Here is a 21,803-nt window from a genome sequence, read left to right on the forward strand (position 1 = left end):
TTAAATACGATATCCCCATTTTTTATATCTAAAATTTTATATAGAGTTGTTTTAGCTAACAACTGTGGCGGGGGATCTGTTTCAGTGTCAGTTCCTCCTTTAATTTCTGTGTTTGGGTACACTGTCTTTTGCCACTTGGGCTGGAATGTATCACATGCGAGTTTGGTTGGTTTTACTATCACACCCTCACCAAATCACTTGAAAGCCTTTGTTCATTGGTGTTACAAAGGGTGAGGGTAACTGTGATTGTAGGGCGAGGGTAATTTTTACTCTCACCCTTGAATTATACCTGTAATAAGTGCTTATCGGTTGATTTTTAGTAAGTTGTATGCTGATTTATCAGGTGCTAATACATGGAAGATGATGTATTTGTGTCTGATAACTGGTGTAATATTATCTGGAATAACAGGCTGAACGAGATAATAGATACGGATGAATTAATTGTATTCTGCAAGGTTTCGATTGGCTTCTCCATAGGGGAAAATCAGTTTCAAGCTTGTGAACAGTTTGTTTCATACGCTTGAAACACTTAGTTTCAAGGCATAAAACAGCTTGTTCACCGGCATGAACAAGCCATCTTATGTAGATATGCTGCAAATTATTGGGTATCTTCTATGAATATGCCCGGATTCTTATAAACGAGACAGTGTGTAAGATACCTCTATCTTGCACGCATCTGCAACGGTATCTTGCACTGCTTTAAATTCTTGTATATCAGTCAACTATCGCTGGTTTAGTGTAAGGTGCAAGATACTTTTGCATTTATGAACTTGTAAGAGATAGGTGAATCTTATTGCAGAAGATAAACTTTTCAATTAAATAATAAACCGAGTGGCAGTTTTTGGACTTTTTATTTTATTCCAGAGCGAGTTGATTAATAGGCTAATGTTTATACAATATGGTATGGGGCTGATAGCTTGATAAAAGCTTTTTTTAAGCTAAAAAGTACAAATCTTTAAACTTTATTTCCTTACTTTGTTATTTATAAGAGTGAGACTTATAGCAAACTTAAACTAGAAAGATTATGAAAGTAAAGCAGATTTGTATGATGGTGCTGCTATGGTTGGGAGTGATTCCGGCGGTACAGGCACAAACTTTCGACAAATTATGGAAAGAAGTGGAGCAAGCGGAGAAAAAGAGCTTGCCTAAGACTGTGATAAAACTGACTGATGAGATTTATCAGAAAGGGGAAAAAGAGAAAAACTCTCCACAAATGCTCAAAGCATATACGTGGCGGATGAAATATCGGGAAATGTTGAATCCCGACAGTCTTTACGCTGATTTGAAAGGACTGGAACAATGGGTGAAACAGACTGACCAACCAATGGATCGCGCCATCCTACACTCTTTGATAGCGGGAATCTATGCAGATTATGCAGCCAGCAACCAGTGGCAACTCCGCCAACGGACAGAAATCGTAGACCAGACACCTGCTACCGATATGCGTGAATGGACAGCCAATATGTTCATCGAAAAAGTGCGGACAAATATAAAGGAGGCGTTGGTCGATTCTGTATTGCTGCTCAAAACGTCCTCACGCGACTATATTCCTTTTGTAGAACTGGGGGAAACGAGCGAATACTATCACCATGATATGTATCATTTATTGGCTTCCCGTAGCATTGAAGCACTGCAACGGGTGGAAGAATTGGGTAACAGGATTACTAATGACGGTACTGTGAATCCGGTCAAACAAGATATAATAGCTATTTATGGAAATGTGATTTCCGCTTATAAAGCAACCGGATTAAAAGAAGGTTATGTGTTGACAGCACTTAACTACCTGGAATGGAGGTGGAATGCTGATCGGAATATTCGACCTCTGCAGGCTAAGGGTGAACTTCCGGTACTGACGGAAGATACTTATCTGAAAGCTTTGAACACATTGAAAAGCAAGTATGCTTCCGAACCGATCTGTGCCGAAGTTTATTTGGCAGAAGCCCGGTATACTATTGGAAAACAACAGCAGCTCAATGCATTGCAGCTTTGCGATGAGGCAATCCGCCTTTATCCAGGCTATCGCAGAATCAATGCTTTGAAGAATCTTCGGGAAGAGATATTGGCTCCTTATTTGAATGTTAATGCATCCGATTTGGCTTTTCCGAACGAAGGGATAGAATTAAGGGTCTCACACAAAAATCTGGATGGTTTCACTGTCCGTCTTTATCAGGCGAAGAAACTGATAAAGGAACAACATTACGCTGTGCTTCGTCCGAAAGATTACCGGACGCAGGATACTGTGTTTACATTCAAAGCTCCTGAACTTGGATCTTACGTGATGCGTATCATATCGGATATTCGTGCGAAGAGAGATAGTGAAAGCAAGTTTGATGTAACACGTTTCAAAGTGCTGACGTGTCGTCTGCCGGAAAAACAGTATCAAGTGGTGACGCTGGATGGACAGACAGGGCATCCCATTCCCCATGCGAAAGTGACGATGTACAGTAATGACGAAAAAGTGTTGCAGGAGTTTACGACAAACGAAGAGGGTAAGGTCGTATTTCCCTGGAAATCCGAATACCGCTATCTGAAAGCTTCCAAGGGGACGGATACGGCAATGCCGAAACAAGGCATTTATGCAGGAAGTTACGGATATTACGGCGACGAAGATAAAGTGACTGAAAATATGACTTTATTGACCGACCGTTCTTTGTATCGTCCCGGACAGACTGTGTATGTGAAGGGAATTGCTTATTCTCAACAATCGGATACAGCGAATGTACTTCCGAACAAGGAATATACGGTGACTTTATTAGATGTAAACAATCAGGAAGTAGGGCAGAAGTCGGTACGTACCAATGAGTTCGGTTCGTTTACCACCGATTTTGCATTGCCTTCGGCCTGTCTGAACGGAATGTTCTCTTTGAAAGCGGGAAGAGGCCGTACAAGCATTCGGGTAGAAGATTATAAACGTCCGACATTTGATATCACTTTTGAAAAGCAACAAGGAAGTTACAAACTGGGTGATGAGGTACAGGTGAAGGGTAAGGTACAATCTTATAGTGGTGTGCTGCTTCAGGATCTTCCGGTGAAATATACGGTAAAGCGTTCTGCATACAGCCTTTGGCGGTTTGCGGAATCTGTGCAGATTGCTTCCGGTGAAGTGATGGCCAATGAGAATGGAGAATTCACGATACCGGTTCGTTTGCAGGAAAGTGACTCTTATAAGAATAATGATAAAGTATATTATCGTTATTCCATAGAGGCTACTGTTACCAATGTGGCAGGTGAAACACAATCTTCTACGGACGTGATTTCGGCAGGAAATCGTTCGTTGGTTTTGCAGGTGGAATTGCAAGATAAGACTTGCAAGGATCAACCCTTCGAAACTATGTTTAAAGTGCAGAACCTGAATGGACAACCTGTGGAGGTGAAGGGGAATTATTACTTGTACCCTGCCAAAGACAAGGACTTTAAGCAGTTGGAAGAGAAATCGGTTGTAACGGGAACCTTTACTTCTAATGAAGACATGACGCTCGACTGGAAGAATCTTCCATCGGGACCTTATGTGCTGAAAGCATCAGTGAAAGACAATCAGGGTAAGGAAGTAACTGCTGACACCAACACGATTCTTTTCTCTGTCGAGGACAAACGTCCGCCTGTAGAAACGACGATGTGGTTCTATGGTGCAAATACGGAATTTGATGCTGCTCATCCGGCCGTGTTCTGTTTCGGTACGTCGAAAAAAGATGCTTATGTGATGATGAACGTATTCTCCGGTGATAAATTGCTGGAGAGCAAGACGTTGAATTTGTCAGATACGATTGTCCGTTTCGAGTATCCATATCGGGAAAGTTATGGGGATGGTGTCTTTGTGAATCTCTGTATGGTGAGAGACGGTCAGGTTTATCAGGAACAGGTACGGCTGACCAAACGGATTCCTGACAAGACGCTGGCTATGAAGTGGGAAGTGTTCCGTGATAAATTGCGTCCGGGACAAAAGGAAGAATGGAAACTGACGATTAAAACGCCGCAAGGACAGGCTGCCAATGCGGAAATGCTGGCAACGATGTATGATGCCTCCTTGGATAAAATATGGAATCGGCAACAGAATTTCCAAATCTACTATAATCAGATTGTCCCATATTCTAACTGGATGAGTGGATATTCCGGCAATAATTCATTTAACTACTGGTGGAATACGAAGAGTCTCAAAGTGCCATCACTGGAGTATGACCATTTTGTGATGTCGTCCGGTTTAAAAAATGTATATGCAATATCGGAGTCTTTAGCTGATGGAGTGGTGATTAGAGGTATATCGGCTCAAAGAAAGGTGTCGATGACAGGAAGTGTTGCAAGCCGGAACAATGCGATGGAAGTGAAATATGCACCGGCTTTAGTATCCGAGGCTTCTGATGATGTGGAATTTGAGTCAGGATGGGGGCAAACGGGAGTACTTGGCAAATTTGATAAAACGTTCGGAGAAGAAATGCTTCCCGAAGCATCTGCTGACTTGCGTACCAATTTAGCAGAAACTGCATTCTTTTATCCTCAACTTCGCACCAATGAACAGGGAGAGATCTCTTTCTCTTTCACGATGCCTGAAAGTCTGACGCGTTGGAATTTCCGTGGATATTCTCATACAAAGGGAATGTTGACGGGAACATTGGATGGCGAAGCCACCACAAGCAAAGAATTTATGCTGACTCCTAATCTCCCTCGTTTTGTGCGTGTGGGTGATAAGACTTCTTTGGCAGCTTCTATCTCTAATATGACTGGTAAGCCGCAAGCCGGAACGGTCAGCCTGGTCCTTTTTGACCCGATGACAGAGAAGGTTATCAGTACACAAAAACAGAAATTCAGCCTTGCTGCCGGAAAGACAATGGGTGTGGACTTCCAGTTTACTGTTAGTGATAAATACGAAATAGTGGGATGCCGGATGATTGCCGACAGTGGTACTTTCAGCGATGGAGAACAACAGTTGCTTCCGGTTCTTAGCAATAAAGAGCATTTGGTGGAGACACTTCCAATGCCTGTGCGTGGAGAAGAAACCCGTACTTTCTCACTTGATCATCTGTTCAATCAACAAAGTAAAACAGCCACAGATCGTAAACTAACTGTTGAATTTACGGGAAACCCGGCTTGGTATGCCGTTCAGGCATTGCCTTCATTGAGTCTTCCGACAAGTAATAACGCTATTTCCTGGGCTACTGCCTACTATGCCAATACATTGGCCTCGTTTATCATGAACAGTCAGCCGAAGATCAAAGCGGTATTTGAAAGTTGGAAACTGCAAGGAGGTACGAAAGAAACGTTCTTGAGCAATCTGCAAAAGAATCAGGAAGTGAAGAATATCATTTTGTCCGAGTCTCCCTGGGTGCTCGAAGCACAGACGGAAGAGCAACAGAAAGAGCGCATCGCCACCTTGTTTGATTTGAATAACATTCGTAGTAATAATATCGCAGCTTTGACTCGATTGCAGGAGTTACAAAACTCAAACGGGGCATGGTCTTGGTATAAAGGAATGAACGGCAGTCGATCTGTAACTACCTATATCGCCGAACTGAATGCCCGTCTGGCTATGCTGACAGGTGAGAAATTAAGCAGATCGGCTCTTTCCTTGCAACAGAAGGCTTTCGCTTACCTTCATCAATCAGCTTTGGATGAGTATAAGGAAATCCTGAAAGCACAGAAAGACGGTGTGAAGTTTACTGGCGTTTCGGGTAGTATTCTGCAATATTTGTATCTCATCGCTATTTCGGGAGAGCAGGTACCCGCAGTCAATAAAGCAGCTTATACCTATTATCTTTCTAAGGTAGGAGAATTGCTTACCTCCCCTTCAATGAATACAAAAGCGATTGCCGCCATTGTGCTTGATAAAGCCGGACGCAAGAAGGAAGCGCAGGAGTTTGTTGCTTCTCTGAAAGAACATCTGACGAAGACAGATGAACAGGGAATGTTCTTTGCTTTCAACGAGAATCCGTATACATGGGGCGGAATGCAGATGCAGGCTCATGTAGATGTGATGGAAGCGCTGGAACAGACAGGCGGCAATAACGATACAGTGGAAGAAATGAAACTTTGGTTGTTGAAGCAAAAGCAGACACAACAGTGGAATTCTCCGGTAGCTACTGCCGATGCAGTATTTGCATTGCTGATGAAGGGTGCTAATTTACTCGACAATCAGGGAGATGTACGGATTGTGATAGCTAATGAAGTGCTGGAAACTGTTAGTCCAAGTAAAACGACTGTTCCTGGATTGGGATATATCAAACGTTCTTTCACACAGAAGAATGTGGTGGATGCCCGCAAGATTGAAGTGGAAAAGAGAAATCCGGGTATTGCCTGGGGAGCTGTGTATGCAGAATTTGAATCTCCTGTGAGTGACGTGAAACAACAGGGCGGTGAATTGAATGTTGAGAAACAGTTGTATGTGGAGCGTACGGTGAATAACGTGCCTCAATTGCAGCCTATTACTTCCAAAACGGTTCTTCAGGTAGGTGATAAAGTCGTTTCCCGTTTGACCATCCGCGTAGACCGTCCGATGGACTTTGTACAGTTGAAAGATCAGCGGGGAGCTTGTTTCGAACCGATCGGCAGTATCTCCGGTTATCGTTGGAACAATGGGCTTGGCTATTACGTAGACATCAAAGATGCATCGACTAATTTCTTCTTTGATCATTTAGGAAAAGGTGTATATGTGTTGGAATATAGTTACCGTGTCAGTCGTGCAGGAACTTACGAAACAGGTTTGGCAACTATGCAGTGTGCTTATGCGCCGGAATACGCTTCGCATTCTGCTTCGATGACAATTATTATTAAATAGTTCCGGCAGGGGATTTTTATTCTCACCGACGAGCGAGGCGTTCCTCACCGATGAAAAGGGGGTTCCTCACCGAGGAAGGCATCCTTCGTCGGTGAGGAACTTTGTTCTTATAAACAGGGGCTTATAAGGACTGCTATTAAGTAAAGTCTTTTCCCAATCTGTGTTAATCTGTGTAATCTGTGGTGAAAAACTCATCTAAAACCCCTACATTTGTGCACCAAAATAAAAAATATCGCATGAAACGTAGTTTACTATCTATATTAACTTTGCTTACTGTCGCTTTGGCAGCCGTTGCCCAACCGCGTATCTCTTCAAATAAAGAGACACATAACTTCGGACAAATAGAATGGAAACGTCCGGTGACTGTGGAATATACCATCACTAACACGGGAAACCAACCGTTGGTGCTGACCAACGTCACGACCTCTTGTGCCTGTGCCGTGGCCGACTGGACGAAAGAACCGATTGCTCCCGGAGGAAAAGGAACAGTAAAGGCTACTTTTGATGCAAAGGCATTAGGGCATTTTGAGAAGTCGGTAGGCATCTATAGCAATGCCAGTCCGAGTCTGGTTTATTTGAAGTTTACCGGCGAAGTAGTACAAGAAATTAAAGATTATACCAAGCTGCTTCCTCATGTCATTGGAAATATTCGTTTAGATCGTGATGAGTTTGCTTTTCCTGATGTCTATCGCGGACAACAACCTTCATTGACTTTTAGCATCGCCAATCTTTCCGATCGTCCTTACGAACCGGTGTTGATGCACCTGCCTCCTTATCTGAAAATGGAAGCGGAACCTAAAGTGCTGTTGAAAGGTAAGAAAGGAACTGTTAAACTGACACTGGATGCAAGCCAGTTGAAAGATTATGGATTGACACAAACATCCGTTTATCTTTCCCGTTTTTCCGGTGATAAGGTGAGCGAAGACAATGAAATTCCGGTTTCGGCTATTCTTCTTCCCGACTTCTCACGTATGACAGAAAAAGATTCTCTGAACGCTCCTGCTATGCATATTTCGGAAACGAATATTGATCTTAGTATCCCGTTAATAAAGAAGAATAAGGTAAGCCATGATATATTGATTGCCAATTCCGGAAAAACTCCGTTAGTTATCAGTAAGTTGCAGGTATTCAATTCATCGGTAGGAGTGAGCTTGAAGAAGACTGTCCTTCCCCCGGATGGAATGACGAAACTTAAAGTGACCATTCGTAAGCGTGACGTAGGTAATAAGAAACATCATTTACGTATCTTGATGATAACGAATGATCCGTTACGCCCGAAAGTTGAAATCAATATCAAACGCTAAATCCTATTGTTATGGAACATCCTGAAAATAGTGAAGAATATAAGGGACTTGTTGTCAATAAAGGCATTGAGCAACCCTCATCTGTGAATCCCTACTTAAAGCGGAAACCTAAGAAACGCCAACTTTCAGTAGCAGAGTTTGTAGAAGGTATCGTAAAGGGTGATGTCACTATATTGAGTCAGGCTGTGACATTGGTGGAAAGCGTAAAGCCTGAACATCAGGCTGTCTCGCAGGAAATCATCGAGAAATGTCTGCCATTTTCCGGCAATTCGGTTCGGATTGGTATCAGTGGTGTTCCCGGTGCGGGAAAGAGTACGTCGATAGATGTATTCGGTCTGCATGTACTCGAAAAAGGGGGCAAACTGGCAGTATTGGCTATCGACCCCAGTAGTGAACGCAGTAAAGGCAGTATCCTGGGAGATAAAACGCGTATGGAACAGCTTTCCGTACATCCTAAATCGTTCATCCGCCCTAGTCCGTCAGCCGGTTCATTGGGAGGAGTGGCACGTAAAACACGTGAGACGATTATTCTTTGTGAAGCTGCCGGATTCGATAAGATTTTTGTGGAGACCGTAGGAGTGGGACAGAGTGAAACGGCTGTTCACTCGATGGTCGATTTCTTCCTGTTGATTCAGTTGTCCGGTACGGGAGATGAATTGCAAGGGATTAAGCGTGGTATTATGGAAATGGCGGACGGTATCGTTATCAATAAGGCTGATGGAGATAATTTGGAACGTGCCAAGTTGGCAGCCACTCAATTCCGTAATGCATTGCATCTGTTTCCTGCGCCTGAATCCGGGTGGACTCCCAAAGTATTAACTTACTCCGGCTTTTATAACCTGGGAGTGAAGGAGGTCTGGGACATGATTTACGAATACATTGACTTCGTGAAAGGAAACGGCTATTTTGAATATCGCCGCAACGAACAAAGTAAATACTGGATGTATGAAAGCATTAATGAACAACTTCGTGACAGCTTTTATCATAATCCGAAGATTGAAGCAATGCTCTTAGAAAAAGAACAGCAGGTATTGAAAGGTAACCTGACTTCGTTTATAGCTGCAAGAAGTCTGCTCGATACTTATTTTGAGGATTTGAAATAGCTTTAATTATAATGAGATTCTAATCTATTAAAGAATACATTTTGTATAAAAGGGTAGAAAGACTAGGTGTCTTCTACCCTTTTATACTATGAATGAAGTTTTTCCGCTTTTTCAAGATCAGCCCTTGATTTACTCTGTGTTACGATATACACTCCCAGGAATACGAGCGCGATAGCGATTCCTTTCTCCCAGCCGAAACTTCCGATTCCCATAGTAATTGCTGCAATTGTAGCCACAATCGGTTGCATATAGTTGTACATACTGACTACTGTCGGACGGAGAAGTTTCTGTGCAGTCATGATACAGAGATAAGCGAGGAAACTGCCTCCTAATACAACATAAAGTACCTGTAGAATGGCAACTGTGGAAATTGAAGCCCATTGAATAGTAGAAATATCGTAATATGAAAACGGTATATAACATATTGAAGCGTATATAAACATCCACTTATTAATTGTTACTGCCGAATATCGTTGAGACAATCCTTTGAATACAGTCAGGTATATAGAGAAGCTGATTTGTGCAACGAGACAAAGTAAGTCACCAATCAGGCTTCCGTTTCCGTTATTTCCCGCCTGACTGCTCACAATGAGAATGAGTGCTCCCATAGCCCCTACAAAAATTCCCAGTACTTTCTTATTTGTCACCGGCTCTTTTAAATAGATAGCTGCTACAACCATGGTCACAATCGGTAGAGTGGTGGTCACGATAGAAGCATCAATAGGTGAGGTCATAGAAAGCCCGAAGATAAATACTCCTTGGTTGAATACTAACGCAAACAATGAAGCGAAGAAAATCTTCAGCATATCACGATGATCCACATGTTCCTGTTTGCAAAATATAGAGAGCAGCCAGAAAGCTGCTGCTGCTCCCACCATACGGAACGTGGTAACTGAAATAGCGGAAAACTCTTGAAGAGCCGACTTACCGATGGGAGACATCAATCCCCACATGACGTTTGCTGTAAGTGCAAACAGATGACCATGCAGATTCTTACTTTTGTCCATGTTGATGCTATTTATTTTACATTATTTCTGATATCATTAACAAACAAGTAGAGAAAACGGTTGCAAAGGTAGCTTTTTATCGTATGATTTGTTTATATTTGCCTTGATTAAACTTGAATATTATGGAACAACAGGCCAATTATATCCGTCGTATCGAAATACACGGACTATGGGAACGCTTTAATATAGGATGGGATTTGCGTCCCGATGTGAATATCCTCTCCGGCATTAACGGAGTGGGGAAGACTACCATTCTGAACCGTTCGGTGGGATATCTCGAGGAACTTTCCGGTGAAATGAAAAGTGACGAGAAAAACGGAGTGCGGCTTTTCTTCGACAATCCCCAGGCAACCTATATCCCCTATGATGTGATCCGGAGCTACGACCGTCCCTTGATTATGGGAGACTTCACAGCCCGTATGGCAGACAAGAATGTAAAGTCTGAACTGGATTGGCAACTCTACCTGCTGCAACGCCGCTATCTTGATTATCAGGTGAACATAGGCAATAAGATGATCGAAATGCTTTCCAGCGACAATGAAGAGGAACGTCGCAAGGCAACCACATTGTCTGTAGCTAAGCGCCGCTTTCAGGATATGATTGATGAACTATTCAGCTATACACGTAAAAAGATAGACCGGAAGCGGAATGATATTGCTTTCTATCAGGATGGCGAACTATTGTTTCCCTATAAACTATCGTCCGGCGAAAAGCAAATGCTGGTTATTCTGCTGACCGTACTTGTGCAGGACAACAGCCACTGCGTACTGTTTATGGATGAGCCGGAAGCATCCCTTCACATAGAATGGCAGCAAAAACTGATTGCCATGATACGTGAACTGAATCCGAATGTGCAGATCATCCTGACCACTCATTCACCTGCCGTCATTATGGAAGGTTGGCTGGATGCCGTGACAGAAGTAAGCGATATATCTACCAATATAAATCAAACAAATGGCAACTTCACTACGAGATAATCTGACTTCTTCCTATTTCAATGCCGCCCATAAGCTTTATCCGAAGAAAGCCCGCCGACGTATCATCGCTTATGTAGAAAGCTATGATGACATTGCTTTCTGGCGCACATTGCTTGAAGAATTTGAAGATGATGAACACTATTTCCAAGTGATGCTTCCTTCGGCCACCTCCCTGGCAAAAGGAAAAAAGATGGTGCTCATGAACACGCTGAATACAGCCGAATTGGGGAGAAGCCTGATTGCATGTGTAGACAGCGACTATGATTTCCTGTTGCAGGGAGCTACTAATACCTCCCGTAAAATCAACCGGAACAGATATATTTTTCAGACTTATACCTACGCCATTGAAAATTATCATTGTTTTGCCGAAAGCCTTCACGAGGTATGCGTGCAGGCCACATTGAACGACCGTTCCATCCTGGATTTCAATTCCTACCTGAAGCGGTACTCCGAAATTGTATATCCACTTTTTCTCTGGAACGTCTGGTTCTATCGCCAACGGGATACTTACACCTTCCCGATGTACGATTTCCATACCTATACTTCTTTGCGTGAGATTAATCTCCGGTATCCGGAAAAGAGCCTGGAATCACTCCAACAACGGGTTAACCAGAAGTTGGCAGAGTTGAAAAAGAAATTTCCTCATAACATTAATCAAGTAAACGGACTGCAGGCTGAATTTAAAGAACTGGGTTTGGTGCCGGAAACTACCTACTTGTATATGCAGGGACACCATGTGATGGATAATGTGGTAATGAAACTCTTGATTCCGGTCTGCACCGTATTACGCCGTGAACGGGAACAGGAAATCAAACGACTGGCCGAACACAATGAACAATTCAGAAACGAACTGACTTGTTATCAGAACAGTCAGGTAAATGTGGAAATCATGCTCAAGAAGAATGTAGCCTATAAAAGGCTCTTCCATTACGATTGGCTGCGGCAGGATATCAGTGAATATTTAGAAGAAGGAAAAAATAAACAGAAATCATAAATAAAAGAAAAACTAAAAAAGAGAGAGAAGATTGCTTATGAAAGAAGTAAAGGAAGTAGTTGACACTGTGAGTGTAGCATTGGCAAATGGACAGCCGGAAGAAGCAGGTAATGTAATGATGCAAGAAGTAAACCATGCTTTGCTTTCGATGGGAGTAGATGAAGTCTGGGCGGATAAGATTGATAACTTTATCATCTTATTGTGCATAATTGGAATCGCTTTACTAGCCAATCTGATTTGTCGCAAGATTATTCTGCGTACTGTAGCCAAATTGGTGAAACAGACGAAAGCAACTTGGGATGATATTGTATTTAATGATAAAGTGATGCTGAATATCAGCAGATTGGTAGCACCTATTTTGATTTATATATCTATTCCTATCGCATTTCCCGAACATGCGGACTCCGGTTTGCTGGACTTCCTTCGCAGACTTTGCATGATTTATATCCTGGCAGTCTTTCTTCGCTTTGTCAGTGCGCTGTTCACAGCCGTTTACCTCGTATATAGCGCACGTGAACAATATAAGGACAAACCTTTGAAGGGACTTTTGCAGACAGCACAAGTCGTTCTCTTCTTTATAGGAGCCATTATTATTATCAGTATCCTGATAAAGCAAAGTCCGGTGGTATTGCTGACCGGACTGGGAGCTTCCGCTGCCGTTTTGATGTTAGTATTCAAGGACAGTATCATGGGATTTGTCTCCGGCATCCAGCTTTCCGCCAACAATATGCTGAAAGTGGGTGATTGGATCACGATGCCGAAATACGGTGCGGACGGTACGGTAATAGAGGTAACGTTGAATACCGTAAAAGTGCGTAACTTTGATAACACCATCACTACCATTCCCCCTTACCTGTTGATTAGTGACTCTTTCCAGAACTGGCAGGGAATGCAGGAATCCGGCGGACGCCGTGTGAAACGTTCCATTAATATAGACATGACCAGCGTGCACTTCTGTACACCGGAAATGTTGGCAAAATACCGGAAGATACAACTTTTGACGAACTATGTGGATGAAACGGAAAAGGTAGTAGAAGAATATAATAAGGAGCATCACATCGACAACTCCGTATTAGTGAATGGACGCCGGCAAACAAACCTGGGAGTTTTCCGCGCCTATCTGACTAATTATCTGAAAAACCTGCCTACCGTCAATCAGGATCTGACCTGCATGGTACGCCAGCTCCAACCTACCGAAACCGGTATTCCGTTGGAACTTTACTTCTTTTCTGCCAATAAAGTATGGGTTGCCTACGAAGGTATACAGGCAGATGTTTTCGATCATGTGCTTGCCATTATTCCCGAATTCGATCTGCGTGTCTTCCAGAATCCGTCAGGAGCAGACCTCCATCGGATAGGGGTAAAGATAGAAAACTAATCAAACGCTTATAAATTACTATTGCTATGACTACACCGTTATCCAACCAGATTATCCGTGAAATCACTCCTTTATCAGATAAGGATTGCTTTTACATTGCGGAGCGTTATAAAACGGAATTCACTTATCCTATTCACAATCACTCCGAATTTGAATTGAACTTCACCGAAAAGGCTGCCGGAGTGAGGCGGATTGTAGGAGATTCTTCCGAAGTGATCGGTGACTATGATCTGGTGTTGATAACGGGAAAAGACCTGGAACACGTCTGGGAACAGAACGACTGTCGTTCTAAAGAGATACGGGAGATTACCATCCAGTTTTCTTCCGATCTTTTCTTCAAGAGCTTTATCAATAAGAATCAATTCGACTCTATCCGCCGGATGTTGGATAAGGCACAAAAAGGACTTTGTTTTCCCATGTCTGCCATACTGAAAATTTATCCGTTGCTGGATACACTTGCTTCCGAGAAACAGGGGTTCTATGCAGTCATCAAGTTTATGACGATACTGTATGAGCTTTCTCTCTTTGAAGAAGAAGCCCGTACATTGTCCAGTTCGTCTTTTGCCAAGATAGATATTCATTCGGACAGCCGCCGTGTGCAAAAAGTGCAGGAATATATCAATGAACATTATCAGGAGGAAATACGTCTGGGACAATTGGCTGATATGGTGGGAATGACGGATGTGTCGTTCAGCCGGTTCTTCAAACTGCGTACCGGAAAGAATTTATCTGATTATATCATTGATATTCGTTTGGGTTTTGCTTCCCGGTTGCTGGTAGATTCTACCATGTCTATTGCCGAGATTTGTTATGAGTGCGGTTTCAATAACCTTTCCAATTTCAACCGTATCTTTAAAAAGAAAAAGAGTTGTTCGCCCAAAGAGTTTCGTGAGAACTACCGGAAGAAAAAGAAATTAATTTAGTGATTGGCGAGGGGATAGAGACCGGTTGACGCTAGTCCCCCTCCGGACTCCGTTTTTTCTGCAAAGGAAGCCTCTGAAGATGCTCTGGACGAGGGCTTGTGCCAGCGGCTTGTCACAGTTGTGCCACTACGTTGTCACTGTTGTGCCATTGCGATGGCACAGTTGTGCCAGCGGGTTGGCATTGCCTGTCATAAGCAGGAAAGGAAATAAAGATAGCAATGAAAGGAAATTCCATGTAGAAGCAATGAGATTGCAATGCTTATTTCAATAGATTGTATTTTCTTCGTATTATCATCGTAACATTTACGCTCTACCTTTGCCGATGTAATTTAAACGTAGAGTAAAGTTCGATGAAAAAGCCATTTCTATTAAGATTCTCTGTTGCAGTCTTCTTCAGTATCGTATGTGTACTTTCCGCATTGGCTGCTAATATAAAGGTGAAAGGAGCTGTGAAAGACAAACTTTCCAAAGAACCTCTGATCGGAGCTACTATCCGGCTGATAGGCACTCAAGCCGGAGCCGTTACCGATATGGATGGTAATTTCGAGTTGAATGTTGCCGGTGTTTTGGAAGGTATGTATGACGTCGAGATCAAATATGTAGGCTACAAGACAGAAGTGCGCCGTAAAGTACGTGTGGAAAATGGAAAGCTGGTGATTTTGAATCTGGAACTGGAAACAGATGCACAAGAACTTTCCGACGTGGTGGTAGTAGCCAAAAAGAACCGGGAAAATGAGAATATGCTGTTGCTCGAACAGCAGAAAGCAGTGATTGCCGTGCAATCCGTCGGCGTCAGGGAACTCTCCCGCAAGGGTGTTTCGGATGCAGAAGGTGCCGTGACTAAAGTTGCCGGAGTATCTAAACAAGACGGGGTGAAGAATGTCTTTGTCCGTGGATTGGGAGACCGTTACAATGCAACTACGTTCAATGGATTCGCTCTTCCTTCCGAAGATCCGGAATATAAGAATATCTCTCTTGATTTTTTCGGTACGGATATAATCCAGTCTGTAGGCGTAAATAAAGCATTCAACGCAGGAGGCAGCAGTGATGTTGGAGGGGCAACCATAGATATTGTATCCAAAGAACTGATAGGTAGCGGTCATCTGGGATTCGGCATTTCCGGTGGCTTGAACACACAGACTGTAGCGGCCGATTTTCTGAAACAGGATGGAGTGAACTTTATAGGCTTTGCCAATCGTACCGAACCTGTGGATGAAAACTCATGGAACTTCAAAAATAAGTTAGACCCTTCCGGTCAACATCTCCAGATCAACCGGAGTTATAGCATTTCCGGTGGCAAACGATTCTATGTCGGCGAAGACAAAAATCCGCTTTCTTTCTTCCTGACTGCCGGACATACGACGGACTATCAGTATACGGATGAAATCATACGTAATACAACTACCAGCGGTACGATATACAAAGATATGAATGGCAAGAAGTATACGGAGAATATCAGTCAGCTGGCACTTGCCAATGTTGATTTCGATATGCAGAACCGTCATCATATCAGTTATAATTTTATGATGATTCATGCTAATACTCAATCAGTGGGCGATTACAATGGTAAGAACTCTATTTTTAGTGACGACTATGAAAACCTCGGATTCACCCGTCGTCAACAGGCGAATGACAATATGTTGATCGTTAATCAGCTGATGACTAACTGGGGATTAACCAAATCGTTAAGTCTGGATGCAGGTGCTTCCTATAACATGGTGAAAGGTTATGAACCGGACCGTCGTATCAACAACCTGACCAAAGCCGAAAATGGATATACATTGCTTAGAGGAAACTCGCAACAGCGCTATTTCTCAACTTTAGACGAAAACGATCTGAATGTAAAAGCAGGCTTGGTCTATCGTCTGAAAGATGATATGGAAGAGATATCAAATGTCCGTTTCGGATATGCAGGCAGATTCGTTGATGATAACTTCAAAGCTACGGAGTATAACCTGACGGTAGGGCATGTTTCTACCATTCCTTCTTTGGATGGCTTCTCGCTTGACGATTATTATAATCAGGAAAACTTTTCTTCCGACTGGTTTAAGATACAGAAGAATATAGATGAATATACAGTAAAAAAGAATATTCATTCCGCTTATGCCGAAGCTACCTACCAGTTTACTTCCCGTTGGATTGTGAATCTGGGATTGAAATATGACAAGGTGGATATTGAAGTGGATTATAATGTAAATCGTGGAGGCTCTAAAGGAAACAATACCATTCAGAAAGATTATTTCCTGCCCAGCTTGAATCTCAAATACAATCTGAATGAGAAAAATTCGCTTCGTCTGGGAGCCAGCAAAACGTATACGCTGCCGCAGGCAAAGGAAATATCTCCTTACCGTTATGTCGGTGTGAACTTCAACAGCCAGGGTAACCCCAATCTGAAACCTTCGGATAATTATAACCTTGATCTGAAATGGGACTTTAATCCCACTCCGACCGAATTGATTTCTCTTACGGCTTTTTATAAACTTATCAAGAATCCAATATCCCGCATAGAAGTGGCAAGTGCCGGAGGTTATCTTTCTTATGAGAATATAGCAGACAAAGCAACCGTAGCCGGAGTAGAAGTGGAAATACGTAAGAATCTGTTTGTCCGTCCGGTGGGTAATGCCGCAAATGGAATAAATAAACTCTCTTTAGGATTGAACGGCTCTTATATCTATACGAATGCAAAAATGCCTTTGGCAACCGTCACTACCGGTTCGCAACTGGAAGGAGCTGCACCGTGGATTGTCAATTTCGATCTCTCACATAACTTCACGAAGGGTAAGCGTAGCTTTGTCAATACATTGGTACTTAATTATGTGAGTGATAAGATATATACCATTGGTACACAAGGTTATCAGGATATGATGGAGCAGGGAATCCTGACACTGGATTTTGTGTCTCAAGCTAAACTCAATAAACATCTCTCACTCAACCTGAAAGCTCGTAATCTGCTGAATCCCTCGTATAAGTTAAGTCGCAAAGCGAACGAAAACGGGGAGAAAGTGATACTGAATGATTATAAGAAAGGAATAAATATAAGCCTGGGTGTGTCGTGTACATTCTAAGCCGGGTGATGAAATAAGATTATTAACTAATAATGAAAGCAAAATGAAAAGATTGTTTGTGAACTTTATGACATTTGCCGTTATGGCAACAGCACTTACATTGACTGCATGTAGCAGTGATAGTGACGGAGACGGCGATGGTAACGGAAATGGTGGAAACAATGGCGGAACAGGTAGCTCTATCGTTGTGGGTGAAAATATCCTGTCCGGAACGCTGACCGGAGAGCAAACGTTGGAAGCTAAGGAATATATTCTGAACGGAACAGTCGTGATTGAAGACGGAGGACGTCTGAATATCCCTGCCGGAACAACGATTAAAGCTCGTGAAGGTTTCAGCAGTTATCTGCTGGTAGCACAGGGTGGTAAACTTTATGCTGACGGTACCGCTGCCAAGCCAATCGTTTTCACGGCCAACTCAACAAGTCCTACATCGGGTTATTGGGGAGGAGTCATTATCAACGGTAAAGCTCCGATCTCCGGTTCGAATGCAAATAAGAGTGATACTGGCTTGACGGAAATCGACAATAACTATAAATATGGTGGTAGTGTCGATAATGATAATTCCGGTTCATTGACTTATGTGAAAATCTGCTATGCCGGTGCCCGCTCTACAGCAGATATCGAACACAACGGATTGACGCTGAACGGTGTTGGAAACGGTACCAGGATTGAGAATATCTATATTCTTGAAAGTGCGGATGATGCCATCGAATTCTTTGGCGGTACAGTGAATGTAACGAACCTGTTGGCTGTAAACCCGGATGATGATATGTTCGACTTTACTCAAGGATATTCCGGTACATTGAAGAACTGCTATGGTGTTTGGGAAAGCGGTTATACCAGTACAGAAGCAGATCCGCGCGGTATTGAAGCAGACGGTAACCTGGACGGTATCTATCCCGATCATCTGCGTCAATCGGACTTTACGGTTGAGAACATGACGATTGTAAATAATGCTGCAAATACAACGGACAATGTAGACCGTATGCAGGATGTGATAAAAATTCGTCGTAAGGCAAAAGCTACTATTACGAATGCTCTCGTTAAAGGTTCAGGTGGTACAATTGATCTGATTGATATGAATGACGGGAAAGACGACGGAAATGCGGCGTCCACTATCAGCATAACGAATACCCTGCAATATAGAACCAAATTGAATGGTACATTGAATACATTTACCGAGCCAACTACTAACACAGGTGCAGATGCATCCCTGTTCACTTGGACCGGATATAATTTCTCCTCATTATAATTAAGATATAGATTAGCGAGGTTTATTTTTTTTAATAGGAGGTATGGGAGAATTTGTAACAAACAGATTCTCCCATATTCGATTTGTTTGTTTTCGTAATCTTTTTTTTGGTTTTTTATTTGCTCCTTTATGGTATGAATGATTGCCTTTTTCGTATATTTGTCAACCTATTATCTTACAATGATACAAAATATGCAAACAGACAACGAGCGATACAAAAAGATGGCTTCTCTTGCACAGATTGGCTGGTGGGAAGCGGATTTAACAGCAGGATATTATTTATGTTCCGATTATCTTTGTGATCTTTTGGGGTTGGATGGTAATACTATCTCTGCTTCGGATTTTTTGAATCTGATACGTGAGGATTACCGCAAACAGATTGCCAGGGAATTCCAGGCAAATACTTCTATCCATAAGGACTTTTACGAACAAACTTTCCCTATTCATTCAAAATATGGCGAGGTCTGGTTACATACCCGTCTGGCTTTTCGTGAGAAAGGTACAGGAGCTAATGGAGGTGATAAGTCCTTCGGAGTAATCCAGTGTGTTGAGGCTCCTATGGAAGAAGATCAAAGGGATGCATTGAGACGTGTGAATGACTTGCTTCGTCGTCAGAATTTTGTTTCACAGTCGCTGCTTCGTTTTCTCCGTGATGAAGAGGTTGATTCCTGTATAGCAGATATTTTAAAGGAAATTCTAAATCTATATAATAGAGAAGGCCGTGTTTATATTTTTGAATATGATGAATGTCATACTCATCATAGTTGTACTTATGAGGTGGTTTCTGAAGGAGTATCAGCGGAGAAAGAGACTCTTCAAAATATACCTATCAGTCAATCGAAATGGTGGAGTGAACAGATATTAGCTGGTAAACCTATTGTTCTGGATACCTTGGAACAGCTTCCTGAAGAAGCAGCCGATGAGTATCAGATACTTGCTGTCCAAGGAATTCGATCTTTGATGGTTACTCCTTTGATGGCAGGTGACTATGTTTGGGGATATATGGGTATTGATTTGGTGAAAAATTACCATGACTGGACTAATGAGGATTTTCAATGGTTCTCTTCATTGGGAAATATTATAAGCATTTGTATTGAGTTGCGTAAGGCTAAAGACAAGGTAGCTCGTGAACAGACTTTCCTGAATAACCTGTTTCATTTTATGCCGATGGGATATATACGTATGTCCATTATCCGTGACGAGAATAATGAACCTTGTGATTATCGGGTGACGGACGCGAATGAGGTCAGTTCAACCTTCTTTGGTCATCCTTTAGAATCCTACATTGGTTCATTGGCATCTGAAAAGCATTCTGATTATCTCCAAAAAGTTGATTTCCTGAAAGAAATTTTGGGGAGTAACTCTTATAGGGAGAAAGATGAGTATTTTGCTAGGACGGAACGATATACGCATTGGGTTATTTATTCTCCCGGAAAGGATGAAATAGTCGGTTTGTTCCTTGATTCTACGGGATCGGTGCAGGCTAACCGGGCATTGGACCGTAGCGAAAAGCTCTTTAAGAATATCTTTGCTAATATTCCGGCAGGGGTAGAAATCTACGATAAGGACGGCTATTTGATGGATCTGAATAATAAAGATCTGGAGATATTCGGTGTAGTGAATAAATCAGATGTGATAGGGATTAATTTTTTTGAGAATCCGAATGTTCCGCAGAGCATTCGTGATCGTGTGCGAAATGAAGATTTGGTGGACTTCAGGCTTAATTATTCTTTTGAACAAATAGGAGGATATTATAAAACAAGCCGTTCTAATGTAATAGAACTATATTCAAAGGTTAGTAAGTTGTATGATAATGAGGGCAACTTCAGCGGATATATTTTAATAAGCATTGACAATACGGAACGAATTGATGCAATGAATCGTATCCGTGATTTTGAGAATTTCTTCCTGATGATATCCGACTATGCCAAGGTAGGTTATGCTAAACTGAATCTTTTGAACCGGAAAGGATATGCCATTAAACAGTGGTATAAGAATTTGGGTGAGGAAGAAGATATTCCTTTGAGCGAGGTTGTGGGAGTTTATGGCAAAATGCATCCGGAAGACCGTAAACGTTTCTTTGATTTCTATGACGAAGTCAAGAAGGGAAAAAGGAGGCATTTTCAAGGAGAAGTGCGTATTCGTCGTCCCGGAACAAAGAATGAATGGAATTGGGTGAATAGTAATGTAATGGTCACTAACTATAAACCGGAAGAAAACGAAATAGAAATCATTGGTATCAATTATGACATCACAGAACTGAAAGAGACCGAAGCCGAACTGATTCAGGCACGCGATAAAGCGGAGATGATGGATCGTTTGAAAAGTGCTTTCCTTGCAAACATGAGTCATGAAATCCGTACGCCGTTGAATGCTATTGTTGGTTTCTCCGATTTGTTGGTGGAAACTGAAGACGTGGCAGAACGTCAGGAGTATATTAAGATTGTACGTGAGAATAATGATCTATTACTGCAACTTATTTCGGATATACTCGACCTCTCGAAGATTGAGGCTGGTACGTTTGAATTTACTAATGGAGATGTAGATGTAAATCTGTTGTGTGAGGATATTGTCCGCTCGATGCGTATGAAAGCGAAAGAAGACGTGGAACTGGTGCTCGATAATCCTCTTCCGGTCTGTCATGTCATTAGTGATCGCAATCGCATACATCAGGTGATCTCTAACTTTGTTAATAATGCAATGAAGTTTACCTCCGAAGGGAGTATTCATGTCGGATATGAACTAAAAGAAGGAGAGTTGGAGTTTTATGTCAAAGATACAGGAATCGGTATTGAGAAAGAGCAGTTACCGCATATTTTTGAACGTTTTGTAAAGCTTAATTCTTTTGTGCACGGTACAGGATTGGGACTTTCTATCTGTCAAAGTATCGTAGAACAACTGGGTGGACGTATTGGCGTTGACTCTGAAAAAGGAAAAGGATCACGGTTCTGGTTTACTATTCCCGGAGTAATTGTGACGGAAGAGATGAGTTGTGCCCAGTAAAGGGGCAATTTAATATATAAAAGAAACGGTC

At 42.3% G+C, this 21,803-nt stretch carries 12 protein-coding genes; 11 read left to right on the forward strand and 1 reads right to left on the reverse strand.

Features of this window, described 5'->3' with window-relative positions; translation table 11 throughout:
* Positions 1–353: 353 nt before the first annotated feature.
* The 4 genes from DXB58_RS27845 (at position 354) to meaB (ending at position 9,173) form a co-directional block, all read left to right on the forward strand.
* Complete coding sequence (locus tag DXB58_RS27845) at positions 354–524, forward strand: hypothetical protein (RefSeq protein ID WP_199487908.1); 171 nt, start codon at positions 354–356, stop codon at positions 522–524.
* A 500-nt stretch (positions 525–1,024) separates the two neighbouring features.
* Positions 1,025–6,766 (forward strand): alpha-2-macroglobulin family protein, encoded by a 5,742-nt coding sequence (locus tag DXB58_RS00690; protein WP_199487907.1) that lies wholly within the window; start codon positions 1,025–1,027, stop codon positions 6,764–6,766.
* 236 nt (positions 6,767–7,002) lie between these two features.
* Positions 7,003–8,070, forward strand: a complete 1,068-nt coding sequence (locus tag DXB58_RS00695) for a DUF1573 domain-containing protein (protein WP_032853795.1) — start codon at positions 7,003–7,005, stop codon at positions 8,068–8,070.
* A gap of 11 nt (positions 8,071–8,081) precedes the next feature.
* Complete coding sequence (meaB, locus tag DXB58_RS00700; protein ID WP_009000366.1) at positions 8,082–9,173, forward strand: methylmalonyl Co-A mutase-associated GTPase MeaB; 1,092 nt, start codon at positions 8,082–8,084, stop codon at positions 9,171–9,173.
* Between the two features lie 86 nt (positions 9,174–9,259).
* Here meaB and DXB58_RS00705 read toward each other — a convergent pair whose 3' ends face one another.
* A complete protein-coding gene (locus tag DXB58_RS00705; protein ID WP_009000367.1) occupies positions 9,260–10,180 on the reverse strand; it encodes a DMT family transporter in 921 nt (306 codons plus the stop codon).
* Positions 10,181–10,302: 122 nt separating this feature from the next.
* On the opposite strand from DXB58_RS00705, the gene DXB58_RS00710 reads away from it, so the two are divergent.
* The 7 genes from DXB58_RS00710 to DXB58_RS00740 all read left to right on the forward strand — a co-directional run bounded on the left by DXB58_RS00710 (position 10,303) and on the right by DXB58_RS00740 (position 21,772).
* Positions 10,303–11,157 carry an AAA family ATPase gene (locus DXB58_RS00710; RefSeq protein WP_009000368.1) on the forward strand — a complete coding sequence of 285 codons (855 nt, stop codon included), beginning with the start codon at positions 10,303–10,305 and terminating at the stop codon, positions 11,155–11,157.
* Positions 11,135–12,151: a DUF4435 domain-containing protein gene (locus DXB58_RS00715; protein ID WP_009000369.1), complete on the forward strand. Its 1,017-nt coding sequence runs from the start codon at positions 11,135–11,137 to the stop codon at positions 12,149–12,151. The genes DXB58_RS00710 and DXB58_RS00715 overlap by 23 nt, the downstream gene beginning before the upstream one ends.
* Positions 12,152–12,188: 37 nt before the next feature.
* The gene (locus DXB58_RS00720) at positions 12,189–13,529 is read left to right on the forward strand and encodes a mechanosensitive ion channel family protein (RefSeq protein ID WP_085938580.1); all 1,341 of its coding nucleotides are present in this window, start codon (positions 12,189–12,191) and stop codon (positions 13,527–13,529) included.
* 26 nt (positions 13,530–13,555) lie between these two features.
* Positions 13,556–14,452: an AraC family transcriptional regulator gene (locus DXB58_RS00725; RefSeq protein ID WP_009000371.1), complete on the forward strand. Its 897-nt coding sequence runs from the start codon at positions 13,556–13,558 to the stop codon at positions 14,450–14,452.
* 350 nt (positions 14,453–14,802) lie between these two features.
* Positions 14,803–17,517 carry a TonB-dependent receptor gene (locus tag DXB58_RS00730; protein ID WP_009000372.1) on the forward strand — a complete coding sequence of 905 codons (2,715 nt, stop codon included), beginning with the start codon at positions 14,803–14,805 and terminating at the stop codon, positions 17,515–17,517.
* 43 nt (positions 17,518–17,560) lie between these two features.
* Positions 17,561–18,769, forward strand: coding sequence for a hypothetical protein (locus DXB58_RS00735; protein ID WP_009000373.1), 1,209 nt, complete (start codon positions 17,561–17,563; stop codon positions 18,767–18,769).
* 192 nt (positions 18,770–18,961) lie between these two features.
* Positions 18,962–21,772, forward strand: a complete 2,811-nt coding sequence (locus DXB58_RS00740; protein ID WP_032853796.1) for an ATP-binding protein — start codon at positions 18,962–18,964, stop codon at positions 21,770–21,772.
* The last annotated feature ends 31 nt before the right edge of the window (positions 21,773–21,803 follow it).

The organism is Bacteroides sp. OM05-10AA (genome assembly GCF_003439055.1).
Lineage (GTDB): Bacteria > Bacteroidota > Bacteroidia > Bacteroidales > Bacteroidaceae > Bacteroides > Bacteroides intestinigallinarum.

Coding starts and splice junctions, on each gene's coding strand:
- DXB58_RS27845 (WP_199487908.1), top strand. CDS start 354: ATGGAAGATGATGTATTTGTGTCTGATAACTGGTGTAATATTATCTGG.
- DXB58_RS00690 (WP_199487907.1), top strand. CDS start 1,025: ATGAAAGTAAAGCAGATTTGTATGATGGTGCTGCTATGGTTGGGAGTG.
- DXB58_RS00695 (WP_032853795.1), top strand. CDS start 7,003: ATGAAACGTAGTTTACTATCTATATTAACTTTGCTTACTGTCGCTTTG.
- meaB (WP_009000366.1), top strand. CDS start 8,082: ATGGAACATCCTGAAAATAGTGAAGAATATAAGGGACTTGTTGTCAAT.
- DXB58_RS00705 (WP_009000367.1), bottom strand. CDS start 10,180: ATGGACAAAAGTAAGAATCTGCATGGTCATCTGTTTGCACTTACAGCA.
- DXB58_RS00710 (WP_009000368.1), top strand. CDS start 10,303: ATGGAACAACAGGCCAATTATATCCGTCGTATCGAAATACACGGACTA.
- DXB58_RS00715 (WP_009000369.1), top strand. CDS start 11,135: ATGGCAACTTCACTACGAGATAATCTGACTTCTTCCTATTTCAATGCC.
- DXB58_RS00720 (WP_085938580.1), top strand. CDS start 12,189: ATGAAAGAAGTAAAGGAAGTAGTTGACACTGTGAGTGTAGCATTGGCA.
- DXB58_RS00725 (WP_009000371.1), top strand. CDS start 13,556: ATGACTACACCGTTATCCAACCAGATTATCCGTGAAATCACTCCTTTA.
- DXB58_RS00730 (WP_009000372.1), top strand. CDS start 14,803: ATGAAAAAGCCATTTCTATTAAGATTCTCTGTTGCAGTCTTCTTCAGT.
- DXB58_RS00735 (WP_009000373.1), top strand. CDS start 17,561: ATGAAAAGATTGTTTGTGAACTTTATGACATTTGCCGTTATGGCAACA.
- DXB58_RS00740 (WP_032853796.1), top strand. CDS start 18,962: ATGCAAACAGACAACGAGCGATACAAAAAGATGGCTTCTCTTGCACAG.